Genomic DNA, 17,511 nt, shown 5'->3' with positions numbered 1-17,511 from the left:
GGGGCAGGATGGGAAGCATGAGCCAGCCCTTCCCTGCCACTGATCCTTCCGGCATCCGGCGACTGCACGGCGAATATAAGGTCCCGGGCGGCAAGCTCGTCGTGGTCGACCTTTCCGTCTTGGACGGCGCCCTGGCGGAGGTCTCCGTCAGCGGCGACTTCTTCCTCGAACCGGACGAAGCCCTGGAGGACATCAACCGGGCACTGACCGGACTGCCGGAGACGACGACGGCCGCGGACCTCGCTGCTGCCGTCACGGCTGCCCTTCCGGCCGGGGCCGTCCTGTTCGGCTTCTCCGCCGACGCCGTGGCCGTCACGGTCCGCCGCGCGCTTGCCAAGGCGACCTCCTGGACGGACCACCACTGGAACGTCATTGCGCCCTCGGTGCTCCCCACGGAAATCAACGTTGCCCTGGACGAGGTTCTCACCGAGGCCGTCGGCGCCGGGGAGCGGACCCCCACCCTGCGGTTCTGGGACTGGCAGGAGCCCTCCGTGGTGATCGGCAGCTTCCAGTCCGTCCAGAACGAGGTGGACCCCGACGGCGTGGCCAAGCACGGCATCAACGTGGTCCGGCGGATCAGCGGCGGCGGCGCGATGTTCATGGAGGCCGGCAACTGCATCACCTACTCGCTCTACCTGCCGCAGACCCTGGTGGACGGGCTGAGCTTCGCCGACTCCTACCCGTTCCTGGATGCCTGGGTCATGGCGGCACTGGAGAAGCTCGGTATCAACGCGTTCTACGTCCCCCTCAACGACATCGCCACGGATCAGGGAAAGATCGGCGGCGCCGCGCAGAAACGCCTGGCCAACGGGGGAATGCTGCACCACGTGACCATGAGCTATGACATCGACGCCGACAAGATGGTGGAGGTGCTGCGGATCGGCCAGGAGAAACTCTCTGACAAGGGCACCCGCAGCGCAAAGAAACGCGTCGATCCGCTCCGACGGCAAACGGGCCTTGCCCGGATGGCGATCATCGAAGCCATGATCGAGGTGTTCAGCGAGCGCTACGGGGCCGCCCCGTCACAGCTGGCCGGGCACGAACTGGCAGCCGCCGAGGAACGCGTGGCTGCGAAATTCGGCACCGAGGAGTGGCTCTACCGGGTTCCGTAGCCTGCCAGCGGTTATCCGCCGAACGATGACGGAACGCCGGCGGCCTGCGCCGTGAGAGCCCGCACCAGGTGGCTTCGCTGTTCGACGATGATCCGGCGCAGGGCCCGCGGTGCATCCTCGTTGGCCGCCAGCCATTCATCCGTCCGCCGGACCACTGCCTGCTGTTCAGGAGCCGTGCCTTGCGCCAGGTCCTGGGATGACGGGTAGAGCCCGCGCACGATCCGGCTGGCGATTTCGATGCTCCGCTCAGCCCAAACGGTCCGCAGGCAATCAAAGTACGGGCCGATGTACGGGTCCAGCAACTGCGCCGGTGCCGTGCTGAAACCGTTGATGGTGGCTGACAGCAGCTGGTTGGAAAGCTCGTTTTCCTTCACTGCGGCGTCCCAGGCCGCCGCCTTCACGCCGGCTTCGGGACGGGCCGCCATCGCCGTTGCATGGCCGGCACGGCCGGAAGCTGTGGTGTCCCGGGCAAGTTCGGCATCGAGCTCGGCAGCGGTGGCCTGTCCGTTGGCGGCCAGCGCGTGCCACAGCTGCCAGCGCAGTTCAGCGTCGACCGCCAGGCCGGGCACGGGAGCTGAGCCGTCCAGCAGGCCGCGGAGCCGCGGGAGCATGGCGGGATCGTGCCTGCTGAAGCCCGCCAAGGTCCGTGCCCAGGCCAGTTGCTGGTCCGAACCAGGCGTGGCCCGGTCCAGTTCGGCTGCCGCGGTGGCGAGGAAGGACGCGCGGACCGAGTCCCTGGCTGCCGGCGGGACGTAGTGTTCGGCGGCGGTGGCCGCGTTGTCGAGGATGTTCAACAGGACGCCGATTCCGGTCTCGGCGGGAGCGAACGCGGCTACGGCGTCCACGTAGAGCATGGCAGGGCTTTGCCCGTCGCGGGCGGAATTCCACAAGGCCGTCCAGCAGAGGGCTCGGGCCATGGGATCGCCGATCCGGTCCAGGGAGGCGCGGACAGTCGCCAGGGAGTCCGGGTCCAGCCGTACCTTGGCGTACGTCAGGTCGTCATCGTTGACCAGGATGAGGGCAGGCCGTGGCTGTCCGGCAAGCTGGGGGAGTTCCGTCCTGGCACCCGCCACGTCGGTTTCGATGCTCCCGGTCCGGACCAGGGCGCCCTCGCTGTCGAAATCGTAGGAGCCAACGCGTAGGCGGTGCGGCCGCAGCTCTTCGCGTCCGGTGACCGGGTCTACTGCTTCCTGGACGATGGCCACCCCTGCCGGCAGTCCGTCGTCGGAACCGCCGGTGCCCACCTGAAGGGACAAGGTGGAGATCCCGGAGGTCTGCAGCCACTGGCGGGCCCAGGCGGTCAAGTCCCGGCCGGAAGCGGCCTGCAGGGACTCGAGCAGATCGGCCAGCGTGGTGCTTCCAAAGGCGTGGTTGCGGAAATACTCCCGCGATCCGGCGATGAAGGCGTCAAAGCCGACGTAGGCCACCAGCTGCTTCAGCACCGAGGCGCCCTTGGCGTAGGTGATGCCGTCGAAGTTCTGCTTGGCGGCTTCGAGGTCGGGGATGTCCGCCACGATCGGGTGCGTGGTGGGGAGCTGGTCCTGCAGATAGGCCCAGGCCTTGCGCTTGTTGGCGAAGTTGACCCAGGCGGTGTCCCAGCCAGTGGCCTGGTCCACCCCGAGGGTGCCCATGTAGTCGGCGAACGACTCCTTGAGCCAGAGATCGTCCCACCATTGCATGGTCACCAGGTCGCCGAACCACATGTGCGCCATCTCGTGCAGCAGGGTGTTGGCCCGGGCCTGGTACTGCGCATCTGTGGCGCGGGACGTGAAGACATAGCTTTCCGTGAAGGTGACCAGGCCGGGATTTTCCATGGCGCCGAGGTTGTACTCGGGCACGAACGCCTGGTCGTACTTCCCCCACGGGTACGGGAAATCGAAAAGGCGGTTGAAGAAGTCCAGGCCTGCCTTGGTGAGCCCGAAGAGCGCTTCCGGGTCAAAGGATTCCGCCATGGACGCGCGGCAGTAGAGGGCAAGCGGCACGTCCAGCCGGGTGCCGTCGTCGAGCGTTGCCTCCCAGCGGTCCTCTGCCTTGAAGTAGGGGCCGGCCAGGACCGTGGTGATGTACGTGGACATGGGCAACGTGGTGGCAAAGTCCCACCGGGCGGTAGCGGGATCGCTGGTCAGCAGGGTGCGGTCCACCTCGGCTCCGTTGGATGCCACCTGCCAGTGGGCCGGCGCCGTCACATGGAACGTGTAGGCGGCCTTGAGGTCCGGCTGCTCGAAGTTGGCGAAGACCCGGCGGGCGTCGGCCGGCTCGTACTGGGTGTACAGGTAGCACTGGCCGTCAGCCGGATCCACGAAACGGTGCATGCCTTCGCCCGAGCGGCTGTACAACGCCGTGCCGGTAACGGTCACCTGGTTCTCGACCCGCAGGTTGTCCAGCCGGATCCGGGCGCCATCCACCACGTCTGCCACCGGCAGGCTCTTGCCGTTGAGGAACACGCTGTGCACTTCGCTGCCAATGAAATCAAGGAACGTGCTGGCGCCCGGCTCGGAGGCCGTGAAGTTGATGACGCTGCGGCTCGTGTACCCGGCGACGGCCGGGTCCGCCGCTTGCCGCACATCGAGCGAGATGTCGTAACTGGTGGTGCTGATCAGGACGGAACGGTCAGCGGCTTCGCGGCGCTGCAGATTCTCATGTGACACCCGGCTATCTAATCATGGTGCCGTTTGATTGACTCAGCCCGCGATCACGAAGGCGGCCGCGAGGCCCAGCACGGCAATCAGGAGCCAGGAGGCGAGGGCCGCGAGCAACGCCGGTCCGCCCGTATGCAGCAGGGTGCGGATCCGCACCGCGGAGCCCAGCCCGAACAAGGCCGCGCCCAGGAGGATGTCCTGCAGGGTGGCGCCGGCGTCGAGCCAGCCGGGAGCCAGCCAGCCCGTTGACCGCAGCGCCACCATGGCAACGAACCCCAGGACAAACAACGGCACCAGCGGCGGCCTTTTCGCGGTGGCATCGTCGGGCTCGGCCGGGGGCCGGGCACCGCGGCGGTGGTGCGCCCCGGCCAGCGCGGCAACCGGCGCCAGCAGCAGGACCCGGGTGAGCTTGACGACGACGGCGATCGCCAGTGCCGCGGTGCCGGCGGTTTGCGCCGTGGCCACTACCTGGCCGACGTCGTGCACCGAGGCACCCGTCCAGGCGCCGAAGACGGCCGCGGAAAGTCCCAGCGGATGGGAAAGCAGGGGAAGGACACCGATGGCCAGGGTCCCGCAAAGGGTCACCAGGGCAACCGGCAGGACCGTATCCGCATGCCGGATGCGGCGGACGGCGGCCATGGCGCCGATTGCCGAGGCGCCGCAGATGGAGAACCCGGTGGCCACCAGCAGCGCTGTCACCGGCGGCAGGCGGAACAGTCGGGAGATCGCGTAGGTCCCGCCGAAGCTGGCAGCCACGACACCCACGATCAGGACCAGCGCCGGCCAGCCCAGGCCCAGGACATCCATGACGCTCACCTTCAGGCCCAGGAGCACGATCCCGCCGCGCATCAGGTGCTTGCCGGCGAAGTCCAGCCCGGGCCTGGCACGGCCCGCCGTCCACGCTCCCGATCCCGGCAGGTTGGCGGCGAGGACGCCCAGGACAACGGCAACGGTCATGGCCGGCAGGGCCGGAACCAGTCCGTGCACGAGAAACGCGGCGGCAACGGCGGCTGCCGCGGTCAGGAAGCCTGCGATGAGCCGCACCAGCGGGCGCCGGGAACCGCCGTGGCCCGGCGCTGGGAGGCTTCTGCTTTCTGGCACTCACCTACTGTGCCCGAAGAGGCCCGTAAAGTACGAACCGGGCCATCGGTGCCAACACGCCAGAATGGATGGCAGTAATGAATTCGAAACAAAAAGATGGTTGGCTATTGGACATGTCAGACCTATTCCAGGATTACTCCGAGGCCGCGGGCCGCACCGGGGCCTACGACGAGATGTTCGCCCCCGGCCAGCAGGCCAGGGACTCGTACGGGCAGGTGGCGGACGCCCTCCGGAAGCTTTCGCTGGCGGACGTGAGTGCACGCGCGGACTCGATGGCCCGCACCTTCCTGGACCGCGGTGTCACGTTCGACTACGCGGGCGAGGAGCGGCCCTTTCCGCTGGACATCGTTCCCCGCGTCATCCCGGCCGCCGAGTGGAGCGTCCTGGAACGCGGCGTCGCCCAGCGCGTGCGCGCCCTCGAGGCGTTCCTGAACGACGTTTACGACAAGATGACGGTGGTCTCCGACGGCGTCATCCCGCGCCAGCTCGTGACCACCAGTGCACACTTCCACCGCCAGGTCCACGGCTTTGAACCGGCCGGCGGGGTCCGGGTCCACATTTCCGGCATCGACGTCGTCCGCGACGCCGCCGGCACGTTCCGCGTCCTGGAGGACAACGTCCGTGTTCCCTCCGGCGTGAGCTATGTGCTGGAGAACCGGCGCGCGATGGCCAAGGGCCTGCCCGAAGCCTTCGGCCAGCAGCTCATCAGGCCCGTCGAGGAGTATCCCCGCCGGCTGCTCTCGGCCCTGCGCAAGACTGCACCGGCGGGCGTCGACGATCCCACCGTCGTCGTCCTCACCCCCGGCGTGTTCAACAGCGCCTACTTCGAACACACGCTCCTGGCCGGGCTCATGGGCGTGGAACTCGTGGAAGGCCGGGACCTCATCTGCCGCGGCAACCGCGTGTACATGCGCACCACCGCGGGCGAACAGCGCGTGGATGTCATCTACAAGCGGATCGACGACGACTTCCTGGACCCGCTGCAGTTCCGCTCCGATTCCATGCTCGGCTGCCCCGGCCTGGTCAACGCCGCCCGCGCCGGCGGGGTCACCATCGCCAACGCCGTGGGCAATGGCGTGGCGGACGACAAACTGGTTTACAGTTACGTCCCTGACCTGATCCGCTACTACCTCAGCGAGGAACCCATCATCGCGAACGTGGACACCTTCCGCCTCGAGGAGAAGGAGGCCAGGGAGTACACCCTGGACAACCTTGCCGAGCTGGTGGTCAAACCGGTGGACGGGTCCGGCGGCAAGGGCCTGGTCATCGGCCCGGACGCTTCCAACGATGAACTGGACGCCCTCCGCCAGCGGATCATCGCGGATCCGCGCGGCTGGATCGCCCAGCCCGTGCTGCAGCTATCCACTGTTCCCACCCTCGGCGGGGACAAATTCGGCCCCCGGCACGTGGACCTGAGGCCCTTTGCCGTGAACGACGGCGAGAATGTCTGGGTGCTCCCCGGCGGGCTCACCCGGGTGGCGCTGAAGGAAGGGTCCCTGATTGTCAATTCAAGCCAGGGCGGCGGATCCAAGGACACCTGGGTCCTGGCAGATTCACCCCAGATGCCGGTGGAAACTGTTCCCCGCCAGTCGGTCACGGTCCGCGAACGGGTCTCCGTGTGGCCCGTGGAAAGCAACTGGCGGGACCGCCAGTCGGAGCAGCAGCAGTGAGCCGCGCCGCCGTCGGGCATTTTTCTTTCAACGTTCCGGACGCGCAGGAGGTAGCCGCGAATGCTTAGCCGAATTGCCGAGTCCTTGTTTTGGATCGGCCGCTATGTGGAGCGGGCCGACGGCACCGCCCGCATCCTCGACGTGCACCTGGAACGCCTGAACCACCTCCCTATGGAGGAACGACGCAGCGTTGCCCAGGAACTCCTGGCGGTGATGGGAGCCCGGCCGCAGAGCGAGGACTTTGGCCTGCCCGAGCTGCTGCACGCCCTGGCCTACGACAAGACAAGCGCCACGTCCATCGCCGGGTCCCTCGGGGCGGCCCGGGAGAACGCCCGCCGTGCCCGGGAAACCGTCTCGTCAGGTTTGTGGGAGAGCCTGAACACCACGTACTACGGGCTCAGCCAGCACCGCAAGGATGTGGTGGGCACCTACCGCTTCTGCAACTGGACCCTCGAGCGGACGGCCATGGTCAGCGGCCTGGCCGACACCACGGTCAGCCACGACGAAAGCTGGCTCTTCCTGGTCCTGGGCCGCTCCCTGGAACGCGCCGACATGACGGCCCGGATGCTGTCCACCCGCGATGTCCTCTCTGCGGGCATGTCCTGGGTCAACATGCTCCGCTGCGCCGGGGCCTACGAATCGTTCCTGCGGACCCGGCGGGCAGCGTTCGGCGACCAGCACGCGGCTGAGTTCCTGCTCCTGGACCGGTTGTTCCCGCGGTCGATTGTCTACGCGCTGCGCGACGCCGACGAGTGCCTTGCCAAGCTGGATCCGTCAGCGCAGCGGGTTGGCTTCATCAACGACGCCCGCCGCATCGTTGGCCAGGCCCGGACCTTCCTCGAGTTCCACCGGACGGATGACCTCATGTCCGAACTGCCCGAGCACATGGAGCGGGTGCAGAAGGCCGTGTCCCAGGCCTCGGATGCCATTTCCCGTAAGTACTTCAATCAGGCGGACGAACTTGCCTGGGTGGGAGAAGTGTCATGACCCGGTTGAGCATCGTCCACAGGACGGCCTACAAGTACAACAAGCGGGTGACGCTGTCCTACAACGAAGCCCGGATGACGCCGCTGACGGACTCCCAGCAGGTAGTGCTGGAATCCGTGGTCAAGGTGTCCCCGTCCCAGGCAGCCGTCAGCACCTACCGTGACTACTGGGGCACCCGGGTGACGGCCTTCGACATGCAGATGCCGCACGAGCACCTCGAGGTGGTCTCCAACATCACCGTCGAGGTGCACCGGGCGGAAAAGATCCCCACCGACGCGGACATCGTGGGCTGGGACGTCCTGGCGTCGCCGGAGACCCTGAACACGTTCAGCGACTGGCTGCCGCAGTCCCGGCTGAGCGGCCCCGGGGAGGAAGTCCTGGGCATCGTTCCCGGCGTGGTGGCCGGCAAGAACCCGCACGAGGCGGCCATGGCGGTCTTCGCCTGGATGCGGGGCGAAATGACGTACATGTCCGGCTCCACCGCCGTCACCACCAACGCGGAGGAGGCCTGGGGCCAGCGCCAGGGGGTCTGCCAGGACCTGGCCCACCTTGCCATCGGTGCGCTGCGGAGCTGCGGCATTCCAGCCCGGTATGTCTCCGGCTACCTGCACCCGCGGTCCAGCGCCGGGATCGGCGAGACAGTCGCCGGGCAGTCGCACGCGTGGCTGGAATGGTGGGACGGGGACTGGCGCAGCTGGGACCCCACCAACCACAAACCTGCCGGGGACTTCCACGTCACGGTGGCGCGGGGCCGCGACTACCGCGACGTGCCACCGCTGAAGGGCATCCTGTCCGGCGGTGGTGGGTCCGCCCTCAACGTGAGCGTCGAGATCACCCAGCTCGCCTGACCACGGCGCCCCCGGCCCCCGGCCCGCGCGGCCGGGGGAGGGGCCGGCGTCGTCCTATTCCGGGGCTGACCTGGCCGAATTGCTGATCTGGGTCCACCAGGTCATCGGATCGGTGACCTTGAAGCGGCGTCCGGTCATGGACTCCGGGGTGACGCGCACGAACGCATCCTTCCGTCCCGCCTGCCAAGGGAACAGATAGAGGCGGGAAGTGTCGAGGACCTCTTCGGTGCTTGTGACCAGTGCGGCGGTCCCCTTGATCACCACGCTCCACGCCAGCCCAGTGGCCGGGTCCACACCGTCTGCCTCCACGGCGACGGCGGCGTCCTCACCGGTGGCTGCGGAGAGCTTGGTGCCCTGGCCGGTGCGGAACACCAGGGTGCCGCCGTCCACTGTGTAGTTGACCGGGAAAATGTCCGGCCGCCCGTCCGCCAGTACGGCGAGCCTGCCCACGGAGACGGTCCGCAGCAATGCCCAGCAATCGTGGTGTTCCAGGTTGTCCACTTGGGTAGATGACTCGTTGCTCATGCCGTGAGCATACGCCCATCACCAGGGGCTGGGCTTGTAATCCTTGAGGAAGACACCGTACTGGTCCTCACCGTTTTCGCCCATGACGATCGGGTCATAGACGCGGGCGGCGCCGTCAACCAGGTCCAGGGGAGCGTGGAAGCCTTCCTCCATGAGCCGGACCTTGGTGAAGTGGGGACGTTCGTCGGTGATCCACCCGGTGTCCACGGCGGTCATCAGGATGCCGTCGGTGTCCAGCATCTCCTGGGCGCTGGTGCGCGTCATCATGTTCAGCGCTGCCTTGGCCATGTTGGTGTGCGGGTGTCCCGGCCCCTTGTACGCCCGCGAGAACTGGCCTTCCATGGCGGAGACGTTCACGATGTACTTTCGTCGCGCCGTGGACCGTTTCATGGCCCCGCGAAGGCGGCTGACCAGCAGGAACGGGGCCGTGACGTTGCAGAGCTGGACTTCGAGCATTTCCAGAGGATCCACTTCGTCCACCACCTGGGTCCAGCTGTTGATGGTGGCCAGGTCCGGGACCAGCCCGCCGGCGTCGATGGCCGTCCCGGACGCAATCCGTTCCAGTGACGCCGAGCCGGTGGACAGGGCCAACGACGTGATCGCATCGCCGGCCAGGACCGGGTGTTCGGTGACGCTGCCGGCCAGGGCCAGGGGGTGCTTGTCATGGGCGTGGCCGAAGGTCAGCAGCTCGGGACCACCGTTGGCGTGTTCCAGGGCCGGGGGCAACGGCTCGTCCTCGGCATCCACCAGCGGCTTGTAGGCGTTCCCTGACCGGCGGACGGTCTGTGCCGCGTTGTTGATGATGATGTCCAGCGGCCCGGCCTCGTCCAGCGAATCGGTCAATGCCATCACCTGGGCCGGATCCCGGAGGTCGATGCCGACGATCCGGAGCCGGTGCAGCCAGTCGGCACTGTCCTCCATGGCGGCGAACCGGCGTGCGGCGTCCTTGGGGAAGCGGGTGGTGATGGTGGTGTGGGCACCGTCCCGGAGCAGCCGGAGGGCGATGTACATCCCGATCTTGGCGCGGCCGCCGGTGAGCAGCGCACGCCGGCCGGTGAGGTCGGTGCGTGCGTCGCGTTTGCCGTGGCTGAAGGCCGCGCATTCGGGGCAGAGCTGGTGGTAGAAGGCATCCACCTGGGTGTAGTGCTGCTTGCAGATGTAGCACGGGCGTGACCGGATGAGGTGGCCGGCGATGGTCCCTGTGGCGGACGGAGCCAGTTTGTTGCCGCGGGTTTCGTCGTCGATCCGGTCCGGGGCAGCGGTGGCGGTCTGGGCGATGACTGCCCGGTCGGCTTCGGCAATGGAATCGCGCTTGGTGACCCTGCGGTGGCGCTTGACGGCCTTGAACATCTTGCCGGTGGCGCGGCGCACCGAAACGTAGTCGGGGTGCTCCTCGTCGTACGCGTGGATCGTATTCAGGACCTTGAGGCAGGCCTGGATTTCCTCAGGGGTCAGATCGGGGAGCTCATTAGCCAAATTTTACAGCGTACGGCGCGGGCCGGAGCACCGTCCAGGTGCTCCGGCCCACGCCGTACGTCCTTGCCGTCAGTATTCGGTCAGGACACCCTGGCGCCGTCCGGTGAGGCCTGCGCCGCGGCGGCCGCGTGCGTTCCGGCCACCTTGCCCACAGTCTCGCGGACCTCGGGGTACTGGTCCGCGGCAGCCTTGACGGCGTTGGGCATGAGCCCCAGGTGCCGGGCGGCAAGCTGCCGTTCGCCGTCGCCGGGTTCCGGTACTTGCTGGCCCTTGGCCAGGACGGTGATGCCGGACTCGGTGACCTTGAATCCACGCGACCGGTCCAGGTCCGGGTCCAGGCCGATGGCGGCTCCTGCCGGCACCTTGACGTTCTTGTCCAGGATGGCGCGGTTGATCACGGCGCCTGCTCCAACCTGCACCTTGTCCATCAGGACGGAGTCCGTGATCCTGGCGCTCGTGGCCACGTAGACGTCGTTGGAAAGGACGGAGCCTTCAACGATGCCGCCGGAGATGACCACGCCGCTGGCCACGATCGAGTCCAGGGCCGTCCCCACCGTGTTGTTGTCGCCCCGGACGAACTTCGCGGGCGGTGAGATGCTTTGCCGGGTGTAGATGGGCCACTCGGAGTTGTACAGGTTGAACACCGGCATCGGGGAGATGAGGTCCATGTGGGCGTCATAGAAGGAATCGATGGTGCCCACGTCGCGCCAGTAGGTGCGGTCGCGGTCGGTGGAGCCGGGAATGTCGTTGAGCGTGAAGTCGTAGACACCGGCTTCGCCGCGGTTGACGAAGTAGGGGATGATGTCGCCGCCCATGTCGTGCTTGGTGTCCAGCCGTTCGGCATCCACATGCAGGGCTGCCACCAGGGCGTCGGCGTCGAACACGTAGTTGCCCATGGAAGCCAGGAACTGGGACGGGTCTGCGGCCAGGCCCGGCGTGCTGGCCGGTTTCTCGACGAATGCGGCGATCTTCTGCGAATCGTTCTGGTCCACTTCGATGACGCCGAACTGATCGGCCATGTGCAGCGGCTGCCGGACGGCCGCGACCGTGGCCTTGGCACCGCTGTGGACGTGCTGGGCCACCATCTGGGCGAAGTCCATGCGGTAGACGTGGTCCGCGCCGACCACGACGACGATGTCGGGGTTGGCGTCATGGATGAGGTTCAGGGATTGGTAGATGGCGTTGGCGCTGCCAAGGAACCAGCTCTTGCCCACGCGCTGCTGGGCGGGAACGGAAGCGATGTAGTTGCCCAACTGGGTGGACATGCGCCAGGTTTCGGAGATGTGGCGGTCAAGGCTGTGCGACTTGTACTGGGTCAGGACGACGATCTGCAGGTAGCGGGAATTCACAAGGTTGGATAACGCGAAATCGATAAGGCGGTAGCTGCCGGCAAAGGGCACGGCGGGTTTGGCCCGGTCTGCCGTCAGTGGCATCAGCCTGTTTCCCTCGCCGCCTGCGAGGACAATGGCCAGGACTTTCTTATTTAACGGCATGGTGGTCGCTCCTGTACGCCTTCGTAACTCCCAAGACAGTCCGGTCCACCCGGACTCCTTCACACTAGAACAGTTATGCGTGAAGGACTACCTTGGGTCTTGTGCGTATAGACATTGTGACTAAAGAGTTTCCGCCGGAGATCTACGGTGGCGCCGGGGTGCACGTCGCCGAATTGAGCAGGGTGCTTAGTAAGCATGTTGACCTGCAGGTTCGTGCTTTCGGGGCGCCGCGCGACGCTGACTACCACGGGGCGACGGTGACGTCCTACCAGGTGCCGGAGGACCTCGGCGGGGCCAATGCCGCGGTCCAGACCCTGGGCGTGGACCTCCGCATCGTGCCGGATGTCCAAGGCGCCGACGTGGTCCACTCGCACACCTGGTACGCCAACATGGCGGGGCATCTGGCGTCGCTGCTCCACGGAATTCCGCATGTTCTCAGTGCCCACAGCCTCGAGCCGCTGCGTCCCTGGAAAGCCGAGCAGCTCGGCGGCGGCTACGCCCTCTCGTCCTGGGTGGAGAAGACGGCGTACGAAGCTGCGGCCGCCATCATCGCTGTTTCGGAAGGCATGCGGCAGGACATCCTGCGCAGCTATCCCAACGTGGACCCGGAGAAGGTCCGGGTGGTCCACAACGGCATCGACGTTGCGCTCTGGCAGCGTGACGGGAATGACGACGCCGTCCGCGCCCTGGGCATCGATCCGGCCAAACCGAGCGTCGTTTTTGTGGGAAGAAACACGCGGCAAAAGGGCGTCCCCTACCTCCTGCGGGCCGCTGCGAAGCTTCCGGCCGACGTTCAGCTGGTCCTGTGCCTGGGCGCGGCCGACACCCCCGAGCTGGCAGCGGAAACCGCCGCACTGATCGAGGACCTGCAAAAGCAGCGCACGGGCGTTGTCCTCATCGAGCGGATGCTGCCGCGCCATGAGCTGATCCAGGTGCTCAGCCACGCCACAGCGTTCGCGTGCCCCTCCATCTACGAACCCCTCGGAATCGTCAACCTCGAGGCGATGGCCTGCGGGGCAGCCGTGGTGGCCAGCGCCACCGGCGGCATCCCCGAAGTGGTGGAGCACGGCAGGACCGGGCTCCTGGTGGACCTGGAACAGGTAACGGACGGTACCGGAACGCCGCTGGATCCGGAGAAGTTCGTCAAGGAGTTCGCCGCAGCCCTCACCGAGGTGGTGTCAGATCCCGAACGTGCCCGCGCCATGGGGCAGGCCGGCCGGGAACGTGCCGAAAAGCACTTCTCCTGGGAATCCATCACCGAGACCACCCTTGAGGTCTACCGTTCGGTGCTGCCTGCCACCAGCTAAGCGTCCCTGCAGCAGAAACGACGACGGCGCCGCTCCCCGTGGAAGGGGAGTGGCGCCGTCGTCGTTATGTCACCCGAAGGGGGGTGTGCGTCTTAGCCCTTGCGCCCGGCCGCGGTCTTCGCGATCAGCACCTTCTCATCCACCGGAGCCTGGCCGCTGGCGCGCTCGCTCCGGAAGTGCGCACGGGCCTCGTCCTGGCGCACCTTTTCGGCACCCGTGGCGATGGCGGCGCGGACGTGGTCCTCTCCGTAGCCGAAAGCGTCCACCAGGTCCACGGCGTAGGGACGGATCTTCTCCAGCAGCCGGTTGATGTAGCCGCCCACGGTCCTGGCCCGCTGCATGGAGAGGCGGCCGTTCATGAGGTACCAGGACAGGTTCTTCTCGATCAGTGACAGGCCAAAGAGGTCCCGCAGCCAGGTCAGGACCGTCCGGGTGCCAGGGTCGGTCACCTGCTGGAGCGCCTCGGTGAAGGCCTCCCACTGGAGCAGCTCGGCGTGTGCCTGGGCGGCGTCGATGAGTTCGTTTTGGTGCCGGTTGAACAGTGCGGCGCCCTTGTCCTGCGGGAGCCGCTTGCTGCCCTTGAGCGCAGCACCGGCCTCGGCCACCATGGTCTGCACCCTGTCGGTCAGGAGCGCGCGCTGGCCTTCCTCGTCGCGGAGGGCGATCGCAGCCTTCTGGACCGATCCGGTGTCCGCCACGAACTGCGCCACCTGGCGCAGACCGGTGCGGTGGACCGCGGCGCCGGCCGCCTGGTTGACCACGTAGCGGGCCAGCACGCCGAAGTCCACGTTCCGGAACTCCTTGGCGTAGTCGGCGAGCAGGCGCTTGGCCACAAGCTGCAGCAGCACGGTGTTGTCGCCCTCGAACGTGGCATAGACGTCAAGGTCGGCCCGGAGCGAGGCGAACCGGTTCTCGATCAGGAATCCGGCACCGCCGCATGCCTCCCGGCACTCCTGCAGGGTGTCCAGCGCGTGCCAGGTGCTCAGCGGCTTAAGTGCCGCCGCAAGGGTTTCGAGGTCCTGGCGGTCCGCGTCGGTGTCGTGCGCGCCGGAGAAGACGTCGTCGAACTTCTTCAGCAGCTGTTCATGGGCAAAGCCGGCAGCGTAGGTGGTGGCGAGCCGGGTGAACAGCCTCCGCTGGTGCCGCTGGTAGTCCAGCAGGACTTCCTCGTCGGTGTGGGATGAAGCGTTGAACTGGCGGCGTTCGGTGGCGTACTGGATGGCCGCCTTCAACGCCAGCTTGGACGCTGCAACGGCAGCGCCGTCCAGGGACACACGGCCTTGGACCAGCGTTCCGAGCATCGTGAAGAAGCGGCGGCCGGGACTGGCAATGGGGGACGTGTAGGTGCCGTCGGCATCCACGTTGCCGTACCGGTTCAGGAGGTTGGTGCGCGGGACGCGGACGTTGGTGAAGTGCAGGCGGCCGTTGTCGATCCCGTTCAGGCCGCCCTTGATGCCATCATCCTCGCCGCCGATGCCCGGCAGGAACTCCTTGGTGTCCGGGTCCCGCAGGTCTACATAGAGTGCGTGGACGCCGTGGTTGACTCCCCGGGTGATGAGCTGGGCGAACACCACTGCTCCCAGTCCGTCCGTGGCAGCGTTGCCGATGTAGTCCTTCCACGCTGCACGGAACGGTGTGTGGATGATGAACTCTTCGGTATCCGGGTCATAGGTGGCCGTGGTGGCGATGCTGGCAACATCCGAGCCGTGGCCTGTCTCTGTCATGGCGAAGCAGCCGGGGATGGCCAGGCTCATGATGCCCGGCAGCCACTTGGCGTGGTGTTCAGCCGTGCCCAGGTGCATGACGGCCGATCCGAACAGCCCCCATTGGACCCCGGCCTTGATCTGCAGGGAAGGGTCCGCCACCACCAGTTCCTCGAACCCGGCGATGTTTCCGCCGTGGTCGTCGGAGCCGCCCAGTTCCGCCGGGAACGCGCGGTGGACGGCGTTGTTGTCCACGAGGTATTTCAGCTGGCCGAATACGCGCCCGCGGTGGTCCGTATGTGTCAGGCCCTCAACCTTGTGCAGTTCCGGACGCGCAGCCAGGTCCCGGGCCTGGAGCCGGACATCGGCCCACTTCCCCAGGCTTGCCGCCCCAGGGCCGCGACGTCGACGGCGGGTACAGGGGTCTGGGCTACGGGGTTGGCTGCCGGCGTTGCCGGGGAGCGGAGCCCATTTCGGGCGGTGCGGTCCACTACGTCAGTCATGTCACAGTCCTTCTTTGGCGGATAACTTGGTGGTCGGTGGGGCGGGGGTGAGTTCGGGTGCTATGCCAACGCAGAGCCACGCCGTGATGTGGCGGGCCATGGCTTCCTGGCTGGGCTTGGTGGGGGAATCAGGTGTACTGAGCCATTGCTCGCCGGCGTTCCGCACCAGGCCGATCGCGGCCCGGGGCCAGAACCCGATGACGGTTTCCCCCACATCACCCAGGTGGGAGCGCATGGGCGCAGCGATCATGTCGGCAATGGCATCGAAGAAGTGGCCCAGGGCGCCGGCCCCCGTCGCGGGAGAGGTGGGTCCCGTGGGCTCGGTGGGGGCGTAGCTGGTGACGAATGCATAGACGCTGGGGCTGGTGTCCGCCATCTGCAGGTAGGCCGAAACCATCGCGAGCAAGCCTTCCCGCGGCGTCACGGCACTCTGCGCGGCTTCCTTGATGCGGTTCTGCATCTGGCTCAGGACCACTTCTCCCACCGCTTGTTGCAGGCCGGCTTTGTCCCCGAAGTAGCGGTAGAACACGGACTTGGAGGTTCCTGCCGCGGTGGCGATTTCTTCCATGGACGCGTCGCTGCCAAGCGCGTGGACCGCCCTGCGGGCCTGCTTGATCAGCTCCCGGCGGCGTTCTTCCCGGTGGCTTTGCCAGCGCGCTGAACGGCCGTCTGAACTGGCGGCAGGCGGGAGCTCAACGGTAATCGCGTGGCCGGGATGGTGGAAGTTCACGATACCCAGCGTATCAGGTACGCTGGGTATCGGTAACCGCATGTGAGCAGAGGAGCCACCCATGTCCATCGACGGACAGTCCACGCCAGCACCTGACGAATCAGTTCGACCAGCAGTTTCCGCGCCGCGCAGGGCGGTGATAGTTGGGGGCAACAGAATTCCCTTTGCGCGCGCCGGCGGCGCCTACGCAAAGTCCTCCAACCAGGACATGCTGACCGCAGCCCTTGATGGCCTGATCGCACGGTTCGGCCTTCAGGACGAACGGATTGGACAGGTCGCCGCAGGAGCCGTCCTGAAGCACTCCAGGGATTTCAACCTTACCCGGGAGGCCGTCCTCGGGTCTGCGCTGTCCGCCGAAACCCCGGTGTACGACCTTCAGCAGGCATGCGCCACCGGGCTGGAGACCGTGGTGGGGCTGGCCAACAAGATCAAGCTGGGACAGATTGATTCCGCCATCGCCGGCGGCGTGGATTCAGCCTCCGATGCTCCCGTGGTGGTCAGCGAGGGACTCCGCGACATCATCCTTGACCTCAACCGCGCCAAGTCGCTTCCGCAGCGGCTCCAGATCCTGAGCCGCCTCCGGCCAAAGGATCTGGCGCCGCTGGCACCCGGTACCGCGGAACCGCGCACCGGCCTGTCCATGGGGGAGCACCAGGCACTGACCACTGCGCAGTGGCAGATTTCCCGCGAAGCGCAGGACGAACTGGCACTTAACAGTCACCGGAACCTCGCAGCCGCCTATGATTCAGGCTTTTTCGATGACCTGCTGACCCCCTACCGGGGGCTGACGCGGGACGCCAACCTCCGCGCTGATACCTCCATGGAAAAGCTGGCATCGTTGAAGCCGGTATTCGGCAGGAACCTCGGCGCCGGCGCCACCATGACGGCGGGCAACTCAACCCCGTTGACCGACGGCGCCTCGACCGTCCTTCTTGCCTCCGACGACTGGGCCGATGCCCGCGACCTGCCCAAGCTCGCCGCCGTGGTGGACGCCGAAGCGGCAGCAGTGGACTTTGTGCACGGCAAGGATGGCCTGCTGATGGCCCCGGTCTTCGCTGTGCCGCGGCTCCTGGCCAGGCAGAACCTGACACTGGCGGACTTCGATTTCTTCGAAATCCACGAGGCCTTCGCGGCCACGGTCCTCAGCACGCTGGCCGCATGGGAGGACGAGGAATTCTGCCGGACGCGGCTCGGGCTCGACGGCGCGTTCGGCAGCGTCGACCGTTCGCGCCTCAACGTCAACGGATCTTCACTGGCGGCTGGTCATCCCTTCGCCGCCACCGGCGGACGGATCGTGGGTTCGCTGGCCAAGATGCTGCACGCCAAGGCGGCCGCGGAGGGCCGGCCCGTCCGCGGCCTGGTGTCGGTGTGCGCGGCCGGCGGCCAGGGCGTCGTCGCGATCCTGGAATCGGTGTAG

Annotated in this window: 12 protein-coding genes and 1 pseudogene; 6 read left to right on the top strand and 7 right to left on the bottom strand. The window is 67.0% G+C overall.

Annotated elements, in window-relative coordinates:
• Positions 1–17: 17 nt before the first annotated feature.
• Complete coding sequence (locus ACX5I6_RS15140; RefSeq protein WP_461841003.1) at positions 18–1,112, top strand: lipoate--protein ligase family protein; 1,095 nt, start codon at positions 18–20, stop codon at positions 1,110–1,112.
• 11 nt (positions 1,113–1,123) lie between these two features.
• Here ACX5I6_RS15140 and pepN read toward each other — a convergent pair whose 3' ends face one another.
• The gene (gene pepN, locus ACX5I6_RS15135) at positions 1,124–3,760 is read right to left on the bottom strand and encodes an aminopeptidase N (RefSeq protein ID WP_461841002.1); all 2,637 of its coding nucleotides are present in this window, start codon (positions 3,758–3,760) and stop codon (positions 1,124–1,126) included.
• Positions 3,761–3,793: 33 nt separating this feature from the next.
• Complete coding sequence (locus ACX5I6_RS15130; protein ID WP_461841001.1) at positions 3,794–4,852, bottom strand: YeiH family protein; 1,059 nt, start codon at positions 4,850–4,852, stop codon at positions 3,794–3,796.
• 113 nt (positions 4,853–4,965) lie between these two features.
• Between ACX5I6_RS15130 and ACX5I6_RS15125 the strand changes: the two genes are divergently transcribed.
• From ACX5I6_RS15125 to ACX5I6_RS15115, 3 genes are read left to right on the top strand one after another with little or no spacing between them, the layout of a single operon-like run.
• A complete protein-coding gene (locus tag ACX5I6_RS15125) occupies positions 4,966–6,522 on the top strand; it encodes a circularly permuted type 2 ATP-grasp protein (RefSeq protein ID WP_461841000.1) in 1,557 nt (518 codons plus the stop codon).
• A gap of 60 nt (positions 6,523–6,582) precedes the next feature.
• Entirely contained in the window at positions 6,583–7,509 is a 927-nt protein-coding gene (locus ACX5I6_RS15120; protein ID WP_018761308.1) for an alpha-E domain-containing protein, read from the top strand.
• Positions 7,506–8,357 carry a transglutaminase family protein gene (locus ACX5I6_RS15115; protein ID WP_285246069.1) on the top strand — a complete coding sequence of 284 codons (852 nt, stop codon included), beginning with the start codon at positions 7,506–7,508 and terminating at the stop codon, positions 8,355–8,357. The genes ACX5I6_RS15120 and ACX5I6_RS15115 overlap by 4 nt, the downstream gene beginning before the upstream one ends.
• A 54-nt stretch (positions 8,358–8,411) precedes the next feature.
• On the opposite strand, the gene ACX5I6_RS15110 is transcribed toward ACX5I6_RS15115, so the two are convergent.
• From ACX5I6_RS15110 to glgC, 3 genes are all read right to left on the bottom strand, one after another.
• Entirely contained in the window at positions 8,412–8,882 is a 471-nt protein-coding gene (locus ACX5I6_RS15110) for a pyridoxamine 5'-phosphate oxidase family protein (protein WP_461840999.1), read from the bottom strand.
• A gap of 18 nt (positions 8,883–8,900) precedes the next feature.
• Positions 8,901–10,358, bottom strand: a complete 1,458-nt coding sequence (locus tag ACX5I6_RS15105; protein ID WP_461840998.1) for an SDR family NAD(P)-dependent oxidoreductase — start codon at positions 10,356–10,358, stop codon at positions 8,901–8,903.
• Positions 10,359–10,438: 80 nt separating this feature from the next.
• The gene (glgC, locus tag ACX5I6_RS15100; protein WP_461840997.1) at positions 10,439–11,851 is read right to left on the bottom strand and encodes a glucose-1-phosphate adenylyltransferase; all 1,413 of its coding nucleotides are present in this window, start codon (positions 11,849–11,851) and stop codon (positions 10,439–10,441) included.
• Positions 11,852–11,952: 101 nt separating this feature from the next.
• Between glgC and glgA the strand changes: the two genes are divergently transcribed.
• Positions 11,953–13,158 (top strand): glycogen synthase, encoded by a 1,206-nt coding sequence (glgA, locus tag ACX5I6_RS15095; RefSeq protein WP_461840996.1) that lies wholly within the window; start codon positions 11,953–11,955, stop codon positions 13,156–13,158.
• Between the two features lie 92 nt (positions 13,159–13,250).
• Here the strand turns inward: glgA and ACX5I6_RS15090 are convergent.
• A pseudogene (locus ACX5I6_RS15090) lies at positions 13,251–15,364 on the bottom strand (acyl-CoA dehydrogenase family protein).
• A 1-nt stretch (position 15,365) separates the two neighbouring features.
• The gene (locus ACX5I6_RS15085; RefSeq protein ID WP_461840995.1) at positions 15,366–16,136 is read right to left on the bottom strand and encodes a TetR/AcrR family transcriptional regulator; all 771 of its coding nucleotides are present in this window, start codon (positions 16,134–16,136) and stop codon (positions 15,366–15,368) included.
• Between the two features lie 19 nt (positions 16,137–16,155).
• Here ACX5I6_RS15085 and ACX5I6_RS15080 point away from each other — a divergent pair, with 19 nt between their 5' ends.
• Complete coding sequence (locus ACX5I6_RS15080) at positions 16,156–17,511, top strand: acetyl-CoA C-acetyltransferase (protein ID WP_461840994.1); 1,356 nt, start codon at positions 16,156–16,158, stop codon at positions 17,509–17,511.

The sequence above is a fragment of the Arthrobacter sp. MMS24-T111 genome (assembly GCF_054888995.1).
Note: the sequence above shows the minus strand (reverse complement) of the source record. Positions and strands in the feature narration are given on the sequence as shown.